Origin of the sequence: Xanthomonas sp. BRIP62415, from assembly GCF_003993515.1 — a bacterium.
GTDB classification, from domain to species: Bacteria; Pseudomonadota; Gammaproteobacteria; order Xanthomonadales; family Xanthomonadaceae; genus Xanthomonas; species Xanthomonas euroxanthea.
Genome location: NZ_QEZH01000028.1, coordinates 243,373 through 262,749 on the forward strand (window position 1 = coordinate 243,373; position 19,377 = coordinate 262,749).

22 protein-coding genes are annotated in these 19,377 nt (G+C 66.1%); 5 read left to right on the forward strand and 17 right to left on the reverse strand.

Going from position 1 to position 19,377, the window contains the following annotated elements; translation table 11 throughout:
• Positions 1-260: 260 nt before the first annotated feature.
• The 7 genes from EO141_RS13730 to EO141_RS13760 form a co-directional block, all read right to left on the reverse strand.
• Entirely contained in the window at positions 261-1,631 is a 1,371-nt protein-coding gene (locus EO141_RS13730; RefSeq protein ID WP_104649957.1) for a leucyl aminopeptidase family protein, read from the reverse strand.
• A 42-nt stretch (positions 1,632-1,673) separates the two neighbouring features.
• Positions 1,674-2,411, reverse strand: coding sequence for an HAD family hydrolase (locus EO141_RS13735; RefSeq protein WP_127169467.1), 738 nt, complete (start codon positions 2,409-2,411; stop codon positions 1,674-1,676).
• Between the two features lie 115 nt (positions 2,412-2,526).
• Entirely contained in the window at positions 2,527-3,633 is a 1,107-nt protein-coding gene (locus tag EO141_RS13740; RefSeq protein WP_104584851.1) for an AI-2E family transporter, read from the reverse strand.
• Positions 3,634-3,820: 187 nt separating this feature from the next.
• Positions 3,821-4,204 (reverse strand): hypothetical protein, encoded by a 384-nt coding sequence (locus EO141_RS13745; RefSeq protein ID WP_119129794.1) that lies wholly within the window; start codon positions 4,202-4,204, stop codon positions 3,821-3,823.
• A complete protein-coding gene (locus tag EO141_RS13750; RefSeq protein WP_104584855.1) occupies positions 4,201-4,689 on the reverse strand; it encodes a hypothetical protein in 489 nt (162 codons plus the stop codon). The genes EO141_RS13745 and EO141_RS13750 overlap by 4 nt, the downstream gene beginning before the upstream one ends.
• Positions 4,690-4,692: 3 nt before the next feature.
• On the reverse strand, positions 4,693-5,055 hold the full coding sequence (locus EO141_RS13755; RefSeq protein WP_006450942.1) for a hypothetical protein: 363 nt from the start codon (positions 5,053-5,055) through the stop codon (positions 4,693-4,695).
• A 116-nt stretch (positions 5,056-5,171) separates the two neighbouring features.
• A complete protein-coding gene (locus EO141_RS13760; RefSeq protein WP_104584857.1) occupies positions 5,172-6,611 on the reverse strand; it encodes a Do family serine endopeptidase in 1,440 nt (479 codons plus the stop codon).
• 242 nt (positions 6,612-6,853) lie between these two features.
• Here EO141_RS13760 and EO141_RS13765 point away from each other — a divergent pair, with 242 nt between their 5' ends.
• Complete coding sequence (locus EO141_RS13765) at positions 6,854-7,672, forward strand: histidine biosynthesis protein HisIE (protein ID WP_127169468.1); 819 nt, start codon at positions 6,854-6,856, stop codon at positions 7,670-7,672.
• Between the two features lie 338 nt (positions 7,673-8,010).
• Here EO141_RS13765 and EO141_RS13770 read toward each other — a convergent pair whose 3' ends face one another.
• From EO141_RS13770 to EO141_RS13805, 8 genes are all read right to left on the reverse strand, one after another.
• Positions 8,011-8,673 (reverse strand): DUF3313 domain-containing protein, encoded by a 663-nt coding sequence (locus EO141_RS13770; RefSeq protein ID WP_127169469.1) that lies wholly within the window; start codon positions 8,671-8,673, stop codon positions 8,011-8,013.
• 59 nt (positions 8,674-8,732) lie between these two features.
• A complete protein-coding gene (locus EO141_RS13775) occupies positions 8,733-9,023 on the reverse strand; it encodes a hypothetical protein (protein WP_119129984.1) in 291 nt (96 codons plus the stop codon).
• 127 nt (positions 9,024-9,150) lie between these two features.
• The gene (locus tag EO141_RS13780; RefSeq protein WP_127169470.1) at positions 9,151-10,335 is read right to left on the reverse strand and encodes an ATP-binding protein; all 1,185 of its coding nucleotides are present in this window, start codon (positions 10,333-10,335) and stop codon (positions 9,151-9,153) included.
• The gene (locus EO141_RS13785; RefSeq protein WP_104584865.1) at positions 10,332-10,997 is read right to left on the reverse strand and encodes a response regulator transcription factor; all 666 of its coding nucleotides are present in this window, start codon (positions 10,995-10,997) and stop codon (positions 10,332-10,334) included. Before EO141_RS13785 ends, EO141_RS13780 begins: the two co-directional genes overlap by 4 nt.
• Positions 10,998-11,145: 148 nt before the next feature.
• Complete coding sequence (locus EO141_RS13790; RefSeq protein WP_127169471.1) at positions 11,146-12,033, reverse strand: TIGR01777 family oxidoreductase; 888 nt, start codon at positions 12,031-12,033, stop codon at positions 11,146-11,148.
• Between the two features lie 201 nt (positions 12,034-12,234).
• On the reverse strand, positions 12,235-12,828 hold the full coding sequence (locus tag EO141_RS13795; protein WP_127169472.1) for a DUF4142 domain-containing protein: 594 nt from the start codon (positions 12,826-12,828) through the stop codon (positions 12,235-12,237).
• 94 nt (positions 12,829-12,922) lie between these two features.
• Entirely contained in the window at positions 12,923-13,189 is a 267-nt protein-coding gene (locus EO141_RS13800) for a hypothetical protein (RefSeq protein ID WP_164739212.1), read from the reverse strand.
• Between the two features lie 28 nt (positions 13,190-13,217).
• Positions 13,218-13,499, reverse strand: a complete 282-nt coding sequence (locus EO141_RS13805; protein WP_104584871.1) for a hypothetical protein — start codon at positions 13,497-13,499, stop codon at positions 13,218-13,220.
• A 413-nt stretch (positions 13,500-13,912) separates the two neighbouring features.
• On the opposite strand from EO141_RS13805, the gene EO141_RS13810 reads away from it, so the two are divergent.
• The 3 genes from EO141_RS13810 (at position 13,913) to EO141_RS13820 (ending at position 16,152) form a co-directional block, all read left to right on the forward strand.
• Positions 13,913-14,074, forward strand: coding sequence for a hypothetical protein (locus EO141_RS13810; protein ID WP_164739213.1), 162 nt, complete (start codon positions 13,913-13,915; stop codon positions 14,072-14,074).
• A 108-nt stretch (positions 14,075-14,182) separates the two neighbouring features.
• Entirely contained in the window at positions 14,183-15,283 is a 1,101-nt protein-coding gene (locus EO141_RS13815) for a DUF3182 family protein (protein ID WP_127169474.1), read from the forward strand.
• Complete coding sequence (locus EO141_RS13820; protein ID WP_127169475.1) at positions 15,283-16,152, forward strand: alpha/beta fold hydrolase; 870 nt, start codon at positions 15,283-15,285, stop codon at positions 16,150-16,152. The genes EO141_RS13815 and EO141_RS13820 overlap by 1 nt, the downstream gene beginning before the upstream one ends.
• A 116-nt stretch (positions 16,153-16,268) precedes the next feature.
• On the opposite strand, the gene EO141_RS13825 is transcribed toward EO141_RS13820, so the two are convergent.
• A complete protein-coding gene (locus tag EO141_RS13825) occupies positions 16,269-17,081 on the reverse strand; it encodes a hypothetical protein (protein WP_104584879.1) in 813 nt (270 codons plus the stop codon).
• A gap of 478 nt (positions 17,082-17,559) precedes the next feature.
• On the reverse strand, positions 17,560-18,207 hold the full coding sequence (gene fabR / locus EO141_RS13830; protein WP_104584881.1) for an HTH-type transcriptional repressor FabR: 648 nt from the start codon (positions 18,205-18,207) through the stop codon (positions 17,560-17,562).
• 93 nt (positions 18,208-18,300) lie between these two features.
• Here fabR and EO141_RS13835 point away from each other — a divergent pair, with 93 nt between their 5' ends.
• The gene (locus EO141_RS13835) at positions 18,301-19,377 is read left to right on the forward strand and encodes a ferredoxin reductase (RefSeq protein WP_127169476.1); all 1,077 of its coding nucleotides are present in this window, start codon (positions 18,301-18,303) and stop codon (positions 19,375-19,377) included.

Below are 19,377 nucleotides of genomic sequence, written 5' to 3' on the forward strand. Positions count from 1 at the left end.
AGGCCCCTTGCCCGCGCACCCTCGCGGGGCACGCTGCAAGTATGTCCATGTAAGCTCTTACGCGGCCATCCATGCCGCGTAAGGTCCCGCGACGGTGGGCGGGCAAGGACCAGTCGGGATGGTCGGTGTGCATGGTTGCGAGCCGTGAACGCGGCGTGGGCTGATCACGCACTTTAATCCGATCGACGTCGCTGCCATCGTCGACATCACTTCACGCGTCGACGAAGGCGAGTTTGTTGAGGCCGTGCTGTCAGCCGGCCTCAGCCGCCGTAACGCTGCTCGAGCATCGCGTAAGCCGAGCGCAACGCCAGTGCCTCGCCGCCAGCCGGGCGGCCGGGGCGGTCGCTGTCGTTCCAGGCGTAGACGTCCAGATGCGCCCACGGCTGGCCCGGTGCGACAAAGCGCTCCAGGTACAGCGCGGCGGTAACCGCGCCGGCCATGCGCGAGCCGGCGTTGGCCATGTCGGCGACATGGCTGTTGAGGTAACGCAGGTACGGGCGCCATAGCGGCATGCGCCAGACCGGGTCGCGGGTCTGCTCGCCGGCGTTCAACCAGGCCTGCGCCAGCGCATCGTCGTTGGCGAACAGCGCGGGCAGGTCCGGCCCTAGGGCGATGCGTGCGGCGCCGGTGAGCGTTGCGAAATCCAGGATCAGATCGGGGCGCTGCTCGGTGGCGTAGCTCAGCGCATCGCACAGCACCAGGCGGCCTTCGGCATCGGTGTTGTCCACTTCCACCGTGACACCGGCGCGGGTGGTGATGACTTCGCCCGGGCGGAACGCATCCGGGCCGACGGCGTTTTCCACCGCGGCGATCAACAGGGTCAGCCGCACCGGCAGCTGCTGCGCCATCACCAGGCCGGCCAGCGCCAATGCATGCGCCGCCCCGCCCATATCCTTTTTCATGTTGCGCATGCCATCGGCCGGTTTCAGGTCCAGCCCGCCGGTGTCGAAGCACACGCCCTTGCCGACCAGCACCAGATGCGGATGCGCCGCGTCGCCCCATTGCAGCGTGATCAGCCGCGGGGCCCGGTGCGAGGCACGCCCGACCGCGTGGATGGTGGGGAAGTTCTGCGCCAGCAATGCCTCACCGACGATGGCCTCGACCTGCGCGCCATGTGGTTGTGCCACTGCACGCGCGGCCTCTTCCAGATGCTGCGGGCCCATGTCTTCGGTCGGGGTATTGACCCAGTCGCGCACGCGGAGGCAGGCCTGGATCAAGGCGCGCGTGTGCGGCGCCGGTGTGGCGGCCAGTTCGGCCGGTGCGCGCGGCACCTTGCGGTAGCGCGAGAAGCGGTACGCGCCCAGGCCCCAGCCCAGGTGCAGCAGCGCCTGCTCGCTCTCGCTCAGCGCGCTGGCCAGCGTCCAGCGGCTGGCCGGCGGCAGCGCCATCGGCGCGTGCGCATAGGCGTAGGCATCGGCGCGGTCGCCGATCCCGAGCACCGCGCCGGCCAGCCCGTGTTCGCCCGGCAGCAACAGCACGCTGCCCGGCGCGGCATCGAAACGCTGCGCCTGCGCCCACGCCAGCACGCGCGTGGGCTGCTCGGCGCACCAACCTGCAAAGCCTTCGCGGTCGAGCACATGCAGCGGCAGGGCTGCGGCGTTGGGATCGATGAAACCGGTGAGCTGCGACATGGAAATCCTCGGAGGCGGCGCCATGCGCCGAGCAGAAGTGGCTCAGGCGGGAAGGCGGATGCCAGCGTGTGCGGTGCCTGGATGCGGTTGCTGCGCGTCCAGCCAGTCGGCCAGCCCGGTCATGGAGTCGAACTCCAGATCCGGCTGCTGGGTCGGGTGCGACCACTGTGCTCGGTCGCGATTGATCCAGCAGGCGCGCAGGCCGGCATCCAGCGCGCCAAGCACGTCCATGCGCACATGGTCGCCCACATGCAGCACCTGTGCCGGTGGCACCTCCAGGCGCGCGCAGGCGGCCAGGAAGATGCTCGGGTCGGGTTTTGCGCTGCCGTGCTCGCGCGAGCCCAGCTGAAACGCGAAGTGATGCATCAGCCCGATGCGCTGCAGATCGGCATTGCCGTTGCTGAGCGCCGCCACCGGTACATGCGCGGCGATACGCGCCAGCGCGTCCAACGCATCCGGGTAGCACTCCACCTGGTTGCGCGCGGCGTAGAAGACCTCATACGCAGGCTCCACCAAGGCCAGATCACCACCGCTCTCGCGCAGTGCCATTTCCAGCGTCAGCCGCCGCAGCGCGCTGAGATCGTGATGCAGGTGCGGGTTGTCGGCAAAGCTGCGCTCGCGCAGTTCGCGCATCGCCTCCACCGGAAACCGCTCGGCGGTGACCGGACTGTGCTCGCGCATCCAGTCGTACAACACCTGGTCGATCCGCGCCCCGATCGGCGCAAAGGGCCACAACGTGTCGTCGAGGTCGAGAGTGATGGCGCTGATTGGGAAACTCATCGCGAGATTGTAATGCCGGGAATGGGGAGTCGGAAATCGAGAATGGGTAGAGCAACGCTTTGGCGGGCTGCTTCACTGCTCTTGCGATTCCCGAATCCCGAATCTCCAATCCCGGCTACTCAAGCAGCCTGGCCCAGCGCTGCATTCCCTCTACCCGGCTCAGCACCATCTTGATGCAGACCAGCAGCGGCACCGCCAGCAGCAGGCCGATCATGCCCCACAGCCAGCCGAACAGCATCAGCGCCAGGATCAGCATCAGCGGCGAGATCGCCATGCGGCGGCCGAGCACGATCGGAGTGACCACCTGGCCCTCGATGGTGTGCAGCGCCAGATACAGGATCGCCGGCAGCATTGCCGACAAGGTGGTGCGGAATTCCACAAAGCCCATCAGCAGCATCAGCATCACGCCGATCAACGGACCCACGTACGGTGCGAAATTGAGCAGCGCCACCACCGTGCCCCACAACAGCGCTTCGGGCAGCGGAATCTTGAGCACATAGAGAATGCCGGCAAAGACCAGCCCGACCAGCGTATTGATCACGCTGATGGTGAGCACGTAGCGCGAGACCTCGCGCTCGATGTCCAACATGATCTCGGTGGTGAAGCGTTGCTGCTGGCGATTGGGCAGCAACGCAATCGCATGCCGTTGCAGGCTTTCGCCGTAGACCATGAAGAAGAACGTCAGCAGTACCACCGCCAGCACCGAGGCGGCCAGTTTCGGCGTGCGCACCAGCGCCTTGTAGGGGTCGTCCATCTGCGTGCGCACGATCTGCACGCTGCGCTGGCCGTCGCCGCCGGCGGCGCGCGCAAAGTTTTCCGCGGCCTGGTTGGCCTGCATCATCGGCTTGGTGAAATCGCGCACGTCGCGCGCAATCTGGCGCATCTGTCGGGGCGCCTGCTGCACCCACTCGGCTGCCGGCCCGGCCAGCTGCGCAGCCAGCGCCACGGTCGCGGCCAGGCCCAGGCACAACACCATCAAGGCGCCGAGAAAGCGCGGGATATACAGCTTGCGCAGACCGCGCAGGATGGGATTGCCGATCAAGGCAAAAAACGCTGCCAGCATCACCGGCAGGATGATCGTCTGTGCCGCCCACAGGGTGTAACCGACCGCCAGCGTGGCCAGCACCACCAACGAGACCGGTGCGCGCGGGCGCGGTGCCGGTGGCGGCGGAAGCGAATCTGCCGCAACGGCAGCATCCATTGAATCAACGGGAAGAGTCATGCGCGCCCTGGCAGCAGACTGGCATGCTGCCAGCGGTGCGCCATTATCAGCCGAACGTGTCAACACCGCGCACAGAGGGTGTGCGCAGGATGTCAGGCCCGAACGATGTCAGTGGCGGGCTCTGCCGTGTACTGGGTGGCACACCTTGCGCAGCGTGATCCCGCGCGATGGCCCGGGACCGTCGTCATTATGCGGCGCGATCAACCGGTGCCTGCACCACCGTCACCGGTGGATCGGCAGCGACCTCTTCGGCATTGTCGGCGGCACGTTCTGCCTGCTCGGAGGCTTCCTGCGCACGATGTGCAGTGAACAGCGCAGAGATCGTGCTGATCATCTGCAGGATTTTCGGGATACCGCCCAGCTTGCTGGCGATACTGCCCAGCGCCGCCTGCGGTTCGTTACGGCCGGTGACAAAACCCAGGCCGAACCCGACCACCATGATCCGCAACGGGGACCATCCGGCACGCCAGGTGTCACGCAGTTCTCCCCAATGCAGGCGCGTTTCCTGTGCGCGCCCTTCCACCAGGAATTCCGCGCGATCGACGCGCTGACGCAAGGTGCCAAACTTCATGTACGTGCTCCAGTGGCAGCCGATGCATGGGCATCGTCGTCGTCGCTGCTGTCATCGAAGATGCCCAGCTTGACCAGCTGACGGCGTGTTGCATTCAAGCCAGTGTGGTCGAAGTAGAAGAACACGCGCCACGCCGCGATGCCGGTGACCAACAGGCTGGCCAACGCGGTGAAAAACATCGCCTGGAACCACGACAGCCCCGCGCGTTGCAGCAGGGCGATGATCGCACCCGCCAGCAACAGCCACGACGAGGCGCCGAAGACCACGGCAACGCATGCCCAGGCCAGTCCGCGCCCGAAGGCACTGCGTGCAAGTTGTAAATCGGCCGACACCAGCCGGCGCAATGCCCGGCTGGTGTCCTTGGCCGAGCCCAGCGTCGCACGGCCGGCTGCGCCGACCGCACGTACGCTTTCGTCCAGTCCTGGCGTTTCCGGCCGCGCGTTGGGCGCGTCGGAGGCGGCAGCTGTGGAGGCCTGATCGCTCACGACTTAGTTGTCGTTGCTACGTGCCAGCTTGGCAATGATCCAGCCGGTCGCAAACGCCACACCGAACGCAGCCAACGGCCGCTCACGGATCAGATCGGTCGCGCTTTCCAGCAGGTCGTTGCCCTTGCTGACCAGCACGTCGAGCTGCTCCTTGGCAGCGGCGCCGCCAAACTCGGCAGCCGCCATACCGGCCAGTGCGGTATCGGAGAGCTCTGCCTTGACGTTGGCACGACCAAGCTTGAGTTCGTCGCCGGCAGCACTGGTGGCGCCTTTGACGGCTTCGCCTGCGGCGCTGGCGGCAGACTTCAGGTGGGTGCTGGCTTCGCTCAGGTTTTCTTTCAGCTGGTCGGTATTGGTGGGGCTCATGCGATATCTCCTTCGGTCATTGATGGCAGCCGCGAACAGCATGCGGGCGTGGTGCAGCAATAGCATCGCTGCGGTGTAGGAGGTGTTAGTGCAGGTCGAGGGCAGTGCACGCCATGTCAACGCATCAACGCGTCGTATTGCGCATTGCCACGCAGGATGCGCACCACCAGTTGCTGCGGCTTGCGCTGGAAATTGGCGCGCCAGCTGGCCAGATCGGCAAACTCGCCCACGCTGCTGGCCACGATCACATCGCCGGTGACCAGACCATTGGCTGCGGCACGACCGCCGCGTTTGACCTCGCTGACCATGACGCCGGTGATGCCGGACTGGCGCAGCGATTCGGGCAGATCCACGAAGGTGGCGCCGCCCAGGCGTGGGTCGAGCATGTCGCCGGTGACCGCGCGGTCCTGCTCCTTCAGTGTCGCGGTGAGCGTGAGCGGTTTGCCATCGCGGCGAATCTCCAGCCTTACCGCGCTACCGACCGCCTGCAGGCCTTCATAGTTGTGCAATGCCTCTGCGCTGTCCACGCGTTGGTCGTTGGCCGCCACCACCACATCGCCCGGCTGCACGCCTGCGGCCGCCGCGGCGGACCCTGGCAACACGCGCGTCACCAGCGCGCCGCGCAACGAATCCACACCCAGGCCCTGCAGCATCTGCTGGGTGAGGTTCTGGGTTTCCAGCCCGAGCGTGCCGCGCACGACCACGCCCTTGGTCACCAGTTGCTCGACAACATTGCGCGCCAGGTTGGAGGGGATCGCCAGGCCCAGGCCGATGTTGCCGGCCATGCTGCCCTGCGGGTTGAAGCTGGCGGTGTTGATGCCCACCAACTGGCCCTGCAGGTTGACCAGCGCGCCGCCGGAATTGCCTGGATTGATCGAGGCATCGGTCTGGATGAAGTTCTGGTAGCCCAGCCCGCGAATCCCGCTGCGACCCACCGCCGAGACGATGCCGGAGGTGACGGTCTGGGTGAAGCCGAACGGGTTGCCGATCGCCACCACGAAGTCGCCCACGCGCAGCGCATTGCTGTCGGCCAGCTTGATGTCGGTGAGCTTGTCGGCCTTGATGCGGATCAACGCGATATCGGTATCGGCATCGGAGCCGATGAAATCGGCCTTGACCGTGCGCCCGTCGCCGAGCGTGACCTGCACGTCGTCGGCGTTTTCGATGACATGGTGATTGGTCAGCACGTAGCCCTTCTGCGCATCGATGATCACGCCCGAGCCCAGCGATTCATTGATGCGGTCCTGTGGAATCTCCGGGAACAGCCGGCGCAGGATCGGGTCGTTGAAGAACGGGTTGCGCACGCGCACCACCTGCTTGGTGTTGACGCTCACCACCGCCGGCATCGCCTGTTGCAGCATCGGCGCCAGCGACGGCACCGGTTGCCCGGCCACGGCGGCCGGCAACGCGGCAGCCGCCGGCAGGCTGAAGGTGGTGGCGGCGCCGGCCGGTGTGGCCTCGGCGCGGTTGTCCATCCAGGCATTGATGCCGGTGGCGGCAAAACCGCCGAAGGCAGCGGCCAGGGAAAGTGTCAGCAAGGTAGGCAGCGGGCGCATGCAACGAAGTCCGGGTTACGCGGTGGAAGAGGAATAGGGCGTCTGGCTGCGTAAATCAAGCTGAACGAGAGTGCCAGCGGGCAATTTAACGCCTGGTGAAAGCGCAGCAGATCCCTTGCGGGCGCTGCGTTGACAGCCGCTTGAGCCCGGCGTAGCGTCCGCTTGATCCGATGCCTGTTCAGCATACGCATGCCGCTGCGCATCGCCCGCGTTTTCCGCACTGACGCCCTTAAGGAGGGTCTATGAACAACGGCAATGGTGTGACGGCAACCCTGTCCGACGCTGTCGAGAGCGTCAAGAGCACGGCCACCGAACTGGGCGAGACCATCGCCAGCACCACCAGCGACGCGGTGGCCAGCGTGCAGGACGCGGCCGGCACGGCGGCGGCGCAGGTCAGGACCGGCGTCGCCAAGGCGCGCAAGGCCGTGGTCAAGGTCGAACAGCGCGTCGTCGACAAAGCTGGCGATGCAGCCACCGCGGTCAAGCGCAGCGTGGCCAAGACCAAGCGTTCGCTGGTGTCGGGCAAAGCGGCCGCCAAGGACAAACTGGCCGCCACCAGTGCTGCCGCCAGGCAGAAGCTCGCCTCCACCAAGGATGCGGCCAAGCAGAAGCTGAGCACCACCACCGATGCTGCCAAACAGAAACTGGCCAACAGCAAGGCCAGCGCCAGGCAGAAGCTGGAGACCGCCAAGGCCAATGCCAAGGCCGAAGCGGCGGCGCTCAGTGCCAAGACGGCCGCCAAGAGCGCGGCGCGCAAGAGCGCGGTGGCCACGGTGGGTGCGCGCGCGGCAGCGAAGAAGGCGGTGGCCAAGTCGGCCCCGGTCAAGAAGCCGGTCGCCAAGACCATCGTCAAGCCCGCCGCCAAGAAGGCGCCGGTGGCCAAGCAGACCGCCACCAAGCAGGCTGCAGTGAAAAAGGTGCCGCTCAAGAAGGCGGTGACCAAGACCACCTTGAAGAAGGCCGCCAAGGTCACCAAGACGCCGGCCACGCGCGCCGTGGCCAAGACCACCGCCGCCCGCAAGGCCGTCGGCAAGAAGGCGGCCAAGCGGGTCACGCGCTGAGGCTGCAGCGCCAAGAGGGCATGGCCCGCTGACAACACGTGGGCCGTGCAAACTGACAAAGGCCGGCGCTGTCCGTACGGCGCCGGCCTTTTCGTGGGTTGATCGGTGACCCGGCGACCGCGGTCTTGCTGTGCTCCTGTGATCGGGCAGGTGATCGAATCTGACATCTGGGCTGGATTGGGCCTCTGGTCCGTACCCTCATCCGCCCCTGCGGGGCACCTTCTCCCGGTGGGAGAAGGAAACTAGAAGCCATCGCTTCCGATAATCCGATTCTCGATTCTCGATTCCCGATTCCCGATTCCCGATTCCAATCCCGAATCCCGAATCCCGAATCCCAGCTAATCCATTCCCTTGACCAACTGCTCGGCGCCCTTGCGGATACCCGCCTTCGCAGCGTCGTAGGCGCCCAGGCTGGCCTTGATGTTCATTGCGCTCGGGTACTGTTTTTCGACGTAGGCGGCGAGCAGGCGGTTGCTCTGCGCGTCGAAGATTTCCACCGCGTAGCTGACCGAGCCGGAAAACGCGCCTTCCTTGCCGCGTGCGGCCTGCACCGCGTTATAGGAACCGCCGCCCAGATCCACCTTCATGAAGGTGCCCAGCACCCGCTTGCTGGGTTTGGCACCGGTCAGGCTGATGCGCACGCGCAAGGTGTCGCGATCGGCCACTGTCGCGCGTTGCCAACGCTGCCCGATCGCATTGCCGAACTCCTGCTGCATGTAATCGGCGAGCATGCGTCTGTCCTGCTCGGGCACGTCTTCGAATTGCGCGTCGGGACCGCGATAGATGCTGACCGGCTCGATCAGTGCGGCGCGGTAGCGTGTCCAATCCACCGCGCCCTGGTAGGCGTACGGCATGCGGTCACCGCGGCTGCCAACGTGCGGGCGCAGATAGCTTGAAGATGGCAACTGGCTGTACGGCATCGGGCGCGTACTGGCACAACCGATCAGCGTCACGCCGACAAACAGCAGCGCGCAGCAACGGACAAGGGAATGCGACGACATGGGCAAATACCTGGAGAGGAAGCAGATAGGGACGAGCACGCGCGAGCGGAGCCGCGCGCTCAATGCATCAGATAACTGGCCACCGCCAGCGCAAACACCACTGCGGCGGCAGTGAACAACACACCGCCGTTGGCCCAGCGCTGCAGCCGGCGTGCCTGGCGCGCGCTACGGATATCCGGCAGTGCGCGCCAGATGTCGCGATTGCGCGTGCCTGTGCGGCCACAGCGGAATTCCCGTAGTGCCGCGTTGGCGACGGCGGCAGGGATGGCGCTGTCGTTGGCGGCCGCGTGTGGTGCCAACAGCGCGACGGCGGCGGGGACGAGCGGGGTGGAACGGATCGAGTTGACCATCACCAGGCATCCTGGATGCATGCGGTGAGTGCACTGTAGGCAGTGGGTGTTGGAAACTTATTGGCTTGGGCGATAACGACAGGCGATAGTCGATAGTCGATAGGCGATCGCCGCGCGCCGCCTGCGTTCAGCCAGTGCGGCGCACGCCTTCGCCGGCGAACACCACGCGCACGCACAGGCCGCGGCCCTGGTGGCCTTCGCAGGTTTCGATGGTGGCCGCGTGCAGGCGCGCGATACCGGCCACCAGCGACAGCCCGATCCCGCTGCCTTGCACCTGGCTGCCGGCGACCCGGTAGAAGCGTTCGAAGATGGACGCGTGTGCGCTTTCCGGCACGCCCGGGCCGTCATCGCCGACCTGCACGAACGGATGCAGCGCATCGGCGCGCAGGCAGTAGCCGCAACTCACTTCCACCGTGCCGTGGAGGCGCCCATAGCGGATGGCGTTGTCGACCAGATTGCGGATCAGGATGCCCACCGCATCCACGTCGCAACGCAGCAGGCAGGGCGATGCCTCCACCTGCAGAGTGATGTGGCGGGCGTCGGCCTGCACGCTGAATTCGTCCAGCACATGCGAGATCAACTCGCCCATGTCCACCTGCCGGTACGCCGCCGAACTGATGCCTGCATCCAGCCGCGCCAGATCCAGCAATTGCGCAGCCAGCCGATTGCTGCGGCGTGCGGTTTCCAGCAGCTGCTGCAGCGCCGCGTCCTTGGCCTCCAGCGTGGGCGCACGCAGCGCGACCTCGGCATAGGCATGCAGCGCAGACAGCGGCGTGCGCAGTTCGTGCGCCGCATCGGCCACGAAATCGCGCTCGGCCTGCACGGTCTTTTCCACGCGGGCCAGCAGGGAGTTGAAGGAGCCGATCAGCGGGCGAATCTCCTCCGGCACCTGCGCCAGCGGCACCGGTTCGGTGTCCAGCCCGGTGCGCTGCGCAATGGCGCTGGAAATGGCGCGCAGCGGCGCGAGCGCGGTGCGTACCGCCCACCACACCAGCAGGCCCAGCACGCCCAGTTGCACGGTGTTGAGCACCATCGCAATCAGGGTCTGCTTGAAACTCATCCGCGAGGACACATTGCCGCTCGACGCGCGCGCGTCGAGCGCAGCCTGCGGCTCGGCTTGCGTATCGAAGCGGTGCTCCAGCGCGTCGGGCAGGGCGCCGATCAGCTGGTCGCCGAAGATGTTGAGTTCCTGCTCGAACACGCTGTGATGGCCCTGGGTGACCAGGGCGACCAGGATCCACAGGGAGGTGCACCAGCTCAACAACACGATTGCGGCCAGCGCCGCCAGCATGCGCGCCTGCAGCGATTTCATTCCGGTGCCTTGCCGACCATGTAGCCCTGGCCATACACCGTGGAGATCAGCGCATCGCCCAGCTTGCGGCGCAGCTGGTGCACGTACACCGCAATCATGTTGCTGCCGCCTTCGCACGGGCCGCCGTAGACGCCTTCTTCCAGTTGATCCCTGGTGACCACGCGCCCGGCGCGTTCCATCAGCGCCAGCAGCAGGCGGTATTCGTGCGCGCTCAGCGCCACCCACTTGCCGTCGCGGGTGACCTTGCGGCTGCTCGGGTCCACGCAGACATCGCCCTGCGTGAGCAGCGGCACCACCCGGCCCTGGCTGCGCCGGGTGATCGCACGCAGCCGCGCCATCAGCTCGTCGAACTGGAACGGCTTGACCAGGTAGTCGTCGGCGCCGGCATCCAGGCCGCGGATGCGGTCGGTGAGCTGCCCGCGTGCGGTCAGTGCGATCACCGGCGTGGCGTCGTAATGGCCGCGCATGAAGCGGATCACCGTCAGCCCGGATTCGCCCGGCAGGCCGATATCCAGCAGCACCGCGGTGTAGCGGTGGTCCACCAGCACGGTCTTGGCGGCGTTGGCGCTGCCGACGTGGTCGATGGTCCAGGACTGCTGGCGCACGCCATCGCAGATCGCGTTGGCCAGCATGGTGTCGTCTTCGACAAGGAGCAGGTGCATAGGTGTTCCGCCGGGCCCGGGGCCAGTCCGAGATCGGCAGCACTGTCGGGGATGGTCGTTAGGCAAATATTAGTGCATGGCCGCCGGCCGTCGCAGGGCGGCCGGCGGCCCGCCCTGTGTGCAAGGCCCCGCCCGGGCAACGCGCGGGTCAGTGCTGCAGGATGGCGCGCAACGCCTCGTCCAGGCGCACATAGCGGAAGCGGAAGCCGGCCTCCAGGGCACGTTGTGGCAGCACGCGCTGGCTGATCAGCAGCAGCTCGGCCATCTCGCCAAAGCCCAGTCGCAGCAGGCCGGCCGGCAACGCCAGCAGCGCCGGGCGATGCAGCACGTGGGCCAGGGTGCGCGCGAATTCGGCATTGGTGACCGGGGTCGGTGCGGTGGCGTTGTAGGCACCGCCCTCGCCGTGGTCCAGCAACCACAGCAGCAAGGCCACCATGTCGGCGGGGTGGATCCAGCTCATCCAGTGCCTGCCATCGCCGAACGGGCCGCCGCCACCGAAACGGAACGCCGGCAGCATGCGGGCCAGGGCGCCGCCGTCGCGGTCGAGCACGATGCCGGTGCGCACCCAGCTCACGCGCGGGCCGAGTGCGGCGATGCTGGCCGCCTCGGCTTCCCAGTCGCGGCACAGCTGCGCGGAGAAATCGTCGCCGGCATGGTCTGCCTCGGTCAGGACGCTGTCACCACGCTCGCCGTAATAGCCCACCGCCGAGCCGGAAATCAGTACCGACGGGCGCTGTTCGGCCGGCTGCTGCGCGATCCAGGCATGCAACTGGCCGGTGATGCCCAGGCGCGATGCCCGGAAGCGCTGCTTGCGCGCGTCAGTCCAGCGACCGGCAGCCAGCGGTTCGCCCGCCAGGTTGATGACCGCATCGGCCCGCACCCCGTCCAGCGTGTCCACCGCGGTAATGCCGGGCAGGCTGCGCCCGGCGCGGCGCGGGTCGCGGGTCAGCACGCTGACCTGGTGCCCGGCCTGCAGGAGTGCCGGACACAAGGCCTGGCCGATGAAGCCGGTGCCGCCGGTGATGAGCAACTGCATGGGGACACTCCTGCGCCGAATCGATGCGGCACGATAGGCCAGCGCTGCCTGCTGCAGGGTGAAGTCGCTGCCGCATGCGTGGCGGTCGCCGCGTGGCGCCAGGACGGCGGCCGGGTGGACAGCGCGCTCGATCGGCAAGGCCCAAACGCCAACGCGCCGGACAGGCCGGCGCGTTGGGTGCTTGCAGACGGTGCGCCAGGCTCAGCGCGAGGAGGACACCGCGTGGGCCCGCTCGAAGTGCGCCGACACCACGCGCCGGCTTTCTTCCAGGTGCTGCTTGACCGGCGCGCTTTCGGCGGCGGGCAGCAGTTCGGAGTCGATGATCTTGATGGTGTCGCCGTGGTCGCTGACCATCGTGCGCATGAAGGCATTGCGGTAGGCGTCCTTGCCATCGGGCAGGGTCGCGGTCTTTGCCAGTGCGTCCACTGCGGCCTTGCCCTTGGCGCGCATGGCATCGGCACGGGGGCTGTCGGTGGCACCCAGCGCCTTGCTCTTTTCCAGGTTGGCTTCGTGGTCGTGCAGCAGCTGCTTGGCGAACGTATCGGTCGCACCGCCCAGATCCTGGGCAATGGCCTGCTTGGCCAGCGCGATCTCGTTTTCATCCAGCGCCACCAACACGCCCAGCACGGCGGCGTCGCCCTTGGCCAGTTCGGTGGCGCCAGTCCCGGAGACCGGTGCAGCAGTCGGTTCGGGGGACACGGCCGGCGCAGTCCGCGATGCATCGCCGCCGGGGCGATCGCAGGCGGTAAGGGACAGCATGGCGAGGAGCGATGTCGCGACAAGAAGGGATTTCATGGAGGTCCTGGGAAGAGGCGGCCAACACTGCCGACGGTGAAATGCAAAGGAGCCGCTACGCGGCTCCGGTGATGCGTGGACCGGTGCCTGCCGATCAGGCCAGCTGTGGCTGGGCGACTGCCCCAAGGCCCAGCGATCTGGCCGGCGTGCGCACCGTATCCTGCGCGGTGCGGCACACGCGCGCCATGCGTGCGGTGCGTTCGCGAATCAACGCGTGTTCGCTGGCCGGGGCACTGCCCAGCAAGCTGGCGACATGGAAGCCTAGGATGTCCTCCGCGCGGTCGCCCTGGTCGCTGACGATGTGCGGAACCAACCGCTCCAATCGCTCCAGCTCCTGCTGCACTTGATACGGGGTTTTCATGATGCTCTCCAATGAGGAACGGTCTTGCTCAACTATTGCGGTTGCCTAACCGCTGCCAGCAATCGGTCGCCAACTGCTCGTAATTGGACTGCGTGCTGGATGAAATGAAGTGATGCTCCAGGCGGTCGCGAAACAGGCGCAGACGTTCCTGATCGCTCGAACGCGGTGCCTGCAGATAGATATCGCAGGCCATTTTCACCACCGGGGACAATTCGCTGAACTTGCCTGCGCCCAGGTTGCCCTGCGCGTGACGCGCCTGCCAATGCGCGATTTCGGCCTGTACATCGATGACGGATGGGTCTCTGCTCATGACTTCGCGTGGTCCGGGTTAAACAAACTTGACACGCAGGGTAACCGTGGCTGTGTCAACGGATGATCATCGAACCCGACTATTGGCCCAATTGCAGCAGCGCGTGCTTAACTGGTCAGCTTCGTTTGCGCCGTGACATGCTGCGCATGCAGGTCGTGTCGTCTGCAGTGTGCATCGGCGATTCAAGTCATAGCGCAGCGGTGAGCACCCGTCAGCAATCGATTGCATCCTTTCCAAAGGTCTACGTTCGGCGAGTTCCCATTGCCACTGTGCATCGGGCGATCGTTGCGATGATGTCGGGGCAAACATGCACGCAATGCCGCAATTTACGGAAGATTCTGAATCGTTCCACACTTGTGTAACGTCTGATGCTTAGGATGTGGGATGACATGATGGAGATGAGAGTACTCAGGATGCAGGACAGCGAAAGCAGTCGTAAGCCGCAAGCCGCCAGCGGCACCTCGGAAGCACGTGTGTGGTGGCATGCCTTGGTGGAGTTGCGTGGGGGACGTGTCGCCATCAGCTTGATCGTCGTCCTTGTGATTGTGTTTGCGTTCTATCTGACCTTGAAGTAAGCCGGGTTCTTCCGGCGCCGGCGTAGCGCTGCATCACCGACTGCGCGGGTCTCAACTGCTTGAAAAGCCAGCAACGGCACGCGGTTCGACGCTGCGAGGGGAGACGTGATGGCGCACAAGCAGTACTGCCAGGTCGTGGGGCATGTCACTCGGCCGGTGCCCGAGGATGGTCATGAGCGTGCCACGCACGCGTGGGTCTGTCGCGAAATTGCACGGCTGCTGGACGTGCGCGGCGCAGGGCATCGTGCCGCCTCCGGACCCATGGTCGCCGAGACCGTGTTTCATGTGCCCGATGAAACCCTGACGTCGGAACAAGCGCATGGACTGGGCATCGATGACGCTGCGGACTTGCTGGGCGGCATCGTGCCGCATGCCTTCCTCGCAACCAAGGTGATCGGCCACCCGCTGATTGCCGAGCAGGCAGCCAGCGTCCCCGGATGGAACCAGGCACTGGCCACCGCGCTGATTCCGGCCACGTTGGCGGGCTATACGGTGTTTTCGCGCACCGATGCCCTGCGTGCGCTGCAGACCCTGCTGCCGGATGGCGGTGTGCGACTCAAGCTGCCGACCGGCGTGGGTGGCAACGGCCAGTGGCGTATTGCCGATGCAGCGCAACTGACGCAGGTGCTGGACAGCTTGCCGGAGGACTATCTGGGCACGCATGGCGCGGTCCTGGAGCGCAATATCCTGCAGCCGGTGACACATAGCGTCGGCGAGCTATGCGTTGCCGGCGTCCAGATCGCCTATTACGGCACCCAATGCAGCGTGCGCAATGCGCAGGGCGAGGACGTCTATGGCGGCTCATCGCTGCATGTGTATCGCGGATCGCTCGAAGCGCTGGCCGTGACGGCGCTACCGCCCCTGCAACAGCGTGTGGTCGCGCAAGCCTGCAGATACGATCGATTCATCACCGCCGCCTATCCTGGGTTGCACATCTCGCGGCGCAACTACGATGTGGTCAGCGGCGACGATGGAAGGAGCGGTGCGGTCTGCGGCGTGCTGGAGCAATCCTGGCGCGTCGGCGGCGCCACACCGGCCGAGCTCGCCGCGATTGGCAGCTTTCAGGACGATGCCAACTTGCGCTGGGTGCATGCATCCACGCACGAGATCTATCAGGGCGAACCGCCCGCAGATGCGCAGATCTACTACCGCGCCGAACGCCCCGGGCCGGGTCCGCGCTTCAAATACAGGAGGGTATCCACCCCGTAATGGAAGCCAAACTTTCCAGCATCCAGATCCCGGTCGACCAGGACGAACTCAGTGGCACCTTGCTCACGCCCACCGGCATTCCCGCCGTGCTGTTCGTGCATGGCTGGGGCGGTAGCCAGCATCACAGCCTGGTGCGCGCGCGCGAAGCGGTCGGCCTTGGCTGCATCTGCATGACCTTCGACCTGCGTGGCCACGAAGGCTATGCGTCCATGCGCCAGAGCGTGACACGCGCGCAGAACCTGGACGACATCAAGGCGGCCTACGATCAGCTTGCCGGCCTGCCGTATGTCGACCCGCAATCGATCGCCGTGGTCGGGCTCAGCTACGGTGGCTACCTGTCCGCCTTGCTGACGCGCGAACGCCCGGTGGAATGGCTGGCGTTACGCTCGCCCGCGCTGTACAAGGACGAGCATTGGGATCGCCCCAAGGTCAGCCTCAACGCCGATCCGGAATTGATGGATTACCGGCAGCGCGTGCTGACCCCGGACGACAATATCGCCTTGGCGGCCTGTGCCGACTACAAGGGCGATGTGCTGCTGGTGGAGGCGCAACACGACGTGATCGTGCCGCATCCGGTGTTGCGCAATTATGCCAATGCCTTCGTCAATGCGCGCTCGGTGAGCGCGCGGGTGATTGCCGGTGCCGATCACGCATTGAGCATCAAGGAACACCAGCAGGAATACACACGGACCCTGATCGACTGGCTGACCGAAATGGTGGTTGGCCGGCGCATCGCCCTGGCCAAGGAAGTGGTGGCCGCACGCAAGCAGATGCTCAAGCAGCAACAGGGCGATGCAGTGTCATCGCCCGGGCAGGGCGCGCGCGAATTTCGTGGCGACATCCGTGCCGTGGAAAACAGCTCCAGCTGAGTCGTCCACGCAACGGGGTCAGCGTCCCCGTCGATGTTTTCGACAAATGAAGAACGGGCCCATCGGGCCCGTTCTTTTTTACAGATCAGCGTGGCCTGGTGCCAGGCCGCGACACCTCAGACGCGCGGGTCGGTCGGATTGCGACGTGCAGCCTGATCGTGATTCTCCGAATCGAAGGCTTCGCGCACGGCATGCTTGGCCTTTTCCCAGCTCAGGCGCGAGTTGGACTTGAAACGGTCCCAGCCATCGCCCAGATCGCGTTCCAGATGGTCGTCCCACTGGCGGCCGACATATTGCTGACGTGCCTGCATGCCGTAACGATAGGCAGGGCGATAATCGTCGTAGGAATATTCGGCGTCGCGATAACTCGCGCTGTCGAAACGGCCTTGGTAATGCGTGTCGCCCTCGCGATAGACGCTATGCGTGCGATCGGCACGCTCCCAGGCATCGCGCGCGGCAAGGCGTGCCTCTTCCCATTCCAGGCGCGATTCGCCGCGATTGCGCGGCCATTCACCAGCCAGCGTGGCCTCGGTTTCTTCCCAGGTGCTGGTCGGACGTGTTTCGCGCGCCTGCAGACCAAAGCCGTAGACGGTGGCGTAATCGCGGTCGTAGTCAGTGCCTTCCTTGTAGTAAGGACGGTTCTGGTGCTCCTGACGCCAGTATTCGGTTTCCACCGTCGGGTCCAGGCGCTCGGCCACGCCCTTGCCGGCTGCGGCGCCGGCCACCACGCCAACCGCCGCGCCGATCAGCGTGCCCAGCGGACCGAACACGGTGCCGGCCAGCGCACCGGCGGCAGCGCCGCCTGCGATGCCGCCCACACCCACACCGACCGGATGCGAACCGGGTGTACCGGAGATCGGATCACGGTTCAGATCCTGCGCTTCGGCCTTGCGTTCCTGCTTGTCGAGAGGGGTGTCGTGGTTGCTCATGTCGTCTCCGTGTGCCTGTAGGTGCGTCTGTCGAGCAGATCGCGAACGTGGCCCACCTTGGCCAGCCAGGAGTGAAACGCGTGTGCTTGGATGTGAGCACCACCGCGACAAGACTGAACTGTGCATTCGCCGTCATGGATGAGGCTGGTCGATAGGAGATAGACGTACGACCGTATCGCCTTGCAGGTGTTGGATGGCTTTGAAGACAAACAGGCACTGCCGATGTTTCAGCGATCGCCATGTTCGCTTGTCTGCGCAAAACGCGGCATGTGCCGATCTCCATGCACAGGCGCTTGCACGCACCTGGCGTGGCTATGCACGTGGACTGCGCCCCATACTGCGCGCAGGTCATTGACGCACCGACAGCGCATGCGTGCGACTTGATGCGTAGGCAACCAGCCAGGCGTATCGCTCGAAGCGAGCATGCGTCACCGGTCAACGCGAGACAGACCGGTGGCTTTCCAGCGTCAGGCTACGCTCACCCGCCGTGCGTGCCCAAGGTGCGTGCACCGGTGAGTATCATGCGCAGCATCTGCGAGATCTGCTCGATCAGTTCGGGGTCTTTTTCCGGCGGCGAGTCCATCGCCACCGCGCCCATCGCAAACACCAGCCGGGTGATCGCCTTGGACACCAGCGCCGGCGCATGCAGCTTGGCATTGTCGGCGGCGGCCAGGCGGATCAGGTCCACCCGCAACTCGTCTTCGAAATAGCTGAGCTCACGCTCCACCGCCTGCTTGAACGCATCCGAGCCCACCGCACCTTCGCGCAGCAGCACGTGCAGCAACTTGTCGTCGGCGCGCAGCTGTTCCATGAAGGCTTCGACCGATACCCGGATGACGCTGCGGTCGGTGGAGGTGGCGCGCTGACGGGCCTGGCCGATGATGGTGCGCAACGAACGCCCGGCCAGATCGATCAGGGCCACCGCCAGTTCGTCCATGTCGCGGAACTGGCGATAGAAGCTGTTGGGCGCGATGCCGGCTTCGCGGGCCACTTCGCGCAGGCTCAGCGTGGACAGGCTGCGGTGTGGTCCGATCAGCGACAGTGCCGCGGCGATCAGATCCTCACGTGAAATCGCCGGCTTGCGTGACGGCGGCGCGTCGTTGGAAGGCAGGGCGATGGAGGTCATGAGGCGGTAGCCGGGCGTGGGCCTGAATCATAGCTCCTCTGATCGATATACAACTGTATACACGGCTGTGCATGCATGCGTATAGTGCAATCCATGAACCTGGCATCCGACCCCAAGTCCAAGTCCCTGTTGCCGACGCGCCTGGCGCGTCGGCTGGTGTCGCCGCAGTTGTTCGATTTCTGGGCAACCCGGCTCAACCCCTTGTGGACCCTGGAACGGCCAATGGCCCGCCTGGTCGCGCGCACGCCGGCCAGCCGCGACGCGGTGACCCTGGTGCTGCGGCCCAACGGCCACTGGCAGGGGCTGCAGGCCGGCCAGCACGTGAGCCTGGGCGTGGAGATCGACGGCCGCCGCCTGCTGCGCAGCTACAGCCCGACCGTGCTGGCCGATGGCCGCCTGGCGATCACCGTCAAGGCGATCGAGGGCGGGCTGGTCAGCCGCTACCTGGCCGGCGATGCGCCGATCGGGACGGTGGTGTCGCTGGATCCAGCCTTCGGCGACATGCTGCTGCCGGCCGCCCCGACGCCGCTGTTGCTGCTGGCGGCCGGCTCGGGCATCACCCCGATGCGCGCGCTGCTGCAGGCCGCCGCGCAGGCCGGCATGCCGATGGACGTGGACCTGCTGTACTGGGTGCGCCAGCGCGACGAAGCCTGCTTCGTCGAGGAATTCGAGGCGATGGCCGCCGCACATCCGCGCCTGCGCGTGCGCCTGCTGACCACCCGCGAAGGCGCCACGCCGGCTGCGCGCATCGATGGCTACCCATTGGAGCAGGTCGCCGATCTCTCCAGCCGCCACGTCATGGTTTGCGGCCCGGGCGGCTTCGTGCAGGCAGCGCGCGCGCGCCTGCAGGGCCGCGTGGCCGCGTTCCAGGCCGAAGCCTTCAGCGTGCCGGTGCTGGACGACGGCGAAGCCGGTGAGGTGCAGGTCCAGCTGTCACGCAGCGGCCGTACGCTGACCCTGCCGCGCGGCCAGTCGCTGCTGGAGGGGCTGGAAGCGCAAGGCCTGCGGCCGAAGCACGGTTGCCGCATGGGCATCTGCAACAGCTGCGCCTGCGCGCGCCAGGCCGGCACCACGCGCCACCTGTTGACCGGTGAGCGCAGCAACGAACCCACCGCACAGGTCCGCCTGTGCATCAGTGCCCCGAGCACTGACCTGATCCTGGATCTGTAA

Coding starts and splice junctions, on each gene's coding strand:
- EO141_RS13730 (WP_104649957.1), bottom strand. CDS start 1,631: ATGTCGCAGCTCACCGGTTTCATCGATCCCAACGCCGCAGCCCTGCCG.
- EO141_RS13735 (WP_127169467.1), bottom strand. CDS start 2,411: ATGAGTTTCCCAATCAGCGCCATCACTCTCGACCTCGACGACACGTTG.
- EO141_RS13740 (WP_104584851.1), bottom strand. CDS start 3,633: ATGACTCTTCCCGTTGATTCAATGGATGCTGCCGTTGCGGCAGATTCG.
- EO141_RS13745 (WP_119129794.1), bottom strand. CDS start 4,204: ATGAAGTTTGGCACCTTGCGTCAGCGCGTCGATCGCGCGGAATTCCTG.
- EO141_RS13755 (WP_006450942.1), bottom strand. CDS start 5,055: ATGAGCCCCACCAATACCGACCAGCTGAAAGAAAACCTGAGCGAAGCC.
- EO141_RS13760 (WP_104584857.1), bottom strand. CDS start 6,611: ATGCGCCCGCTGCCTACCTTGCTGACACTTTCCCTGGCCGCTGCCTTC.
- EO141_RS13765 (WP_127169468.1), top strand. CDS start 6,854: ATGAACAACGGCAATGGTGTGACGGCAACCCTGTCCGACGCTGTCGAG.
- EO141_RS13770 (WP_127169469.1), bottom strand. CDS start 8,673: ATGTCGTCGCATTCCCTTGTCCGTTGCTGCGCGCTGCTGTTTGTCGGC.
- EO141_RS13775 (WP_119129984.1), bottom strand. CDS start 9,023: ATGGTCAACTCGATCCGTTCCACCCCGCTCGTCCCCGCCGCCGTCGCG.
- EO141_RS13780 (WP_127169470.1), bottom strand. CDS start 10,335: ATGAAATCGCTGCAGGCGCGCATGCTGGCGGCGCTGGCCGCAATCGTG.
- EO141_RS13785 (WP_104584865.1), bottom strand. CDS start 10,997: ATGCACCTGCTCCTTGTCGAAGACGACACCATGCTGGCCAACGCGATC.
- EO141_RS13790 (WP_127169471.1), bottom strand. CDS start 12,033: ATGCAGTTGCTCATCACCGGCGGCACCGGCTTCATCGGCCAGGCCTTG.
- EO141_RS13795 (WP_127169472.1), bottom strand. CDS start 12,828: ATGAAATCCCTTCTTGTCGCGACATCGCTCCTCGCCATGCTGTCCCTT.
- EO141_RS13800 (WP_164739212.1), bottom strand. CDS start 13,189: ATGAAAACCCCGTATCAAGTGCAGCAGGAGCTGGAGCGATTGGAGCGG.
- EO141_RS13805 (WP_104584871.1), bottom strand. CDS start 13,499: ATGAGCAGAGACCCATCCGTCATCGATGTACAGGCCGAAATCGCGCAT.
- EO141_RS13810 (WP_164739213.1), top strand. CDS start 13,913: ATGCAGGACAGCGAAAGCAGTCGTAAGCCGCAAGCCGCCAGCGGCACC.
- EO141_RS13815 (WP_127169474.1), top strand. CDS start 14,183: ATGGCGCACAAGCAGTACTGCCAGGTCGTGGGGCATGTCACTCGGCCG.
- EO141_RS13820 (WP_127169475.1), top strand. CDS start 15,283: ATGGAAGCCAAACTTTCCAGCATCCAGATCCCGGTCGACCAGGACGAA.
- EO141_RS13825 (WP_104584879.1), bottom strand. CDS start 17,081: ATGAGCAACCACGACACCCCTCTCGACAAGCAGGAACGCAAGGCCGAA.
- fabR (WP_104584881.1), bottom strand. CDS start 18,207: ATGACCTCCATCGCCCTGCCTTCCAACGACGCGCCGCCGTCACGCAAG.
- EO141_RS13835 (WP_127169476.1), top strand. CDS start 18,301: ATGAACCTGGCATCCGACCCCAAGTCCAAGTCCCTGTTGCCGACGCGC.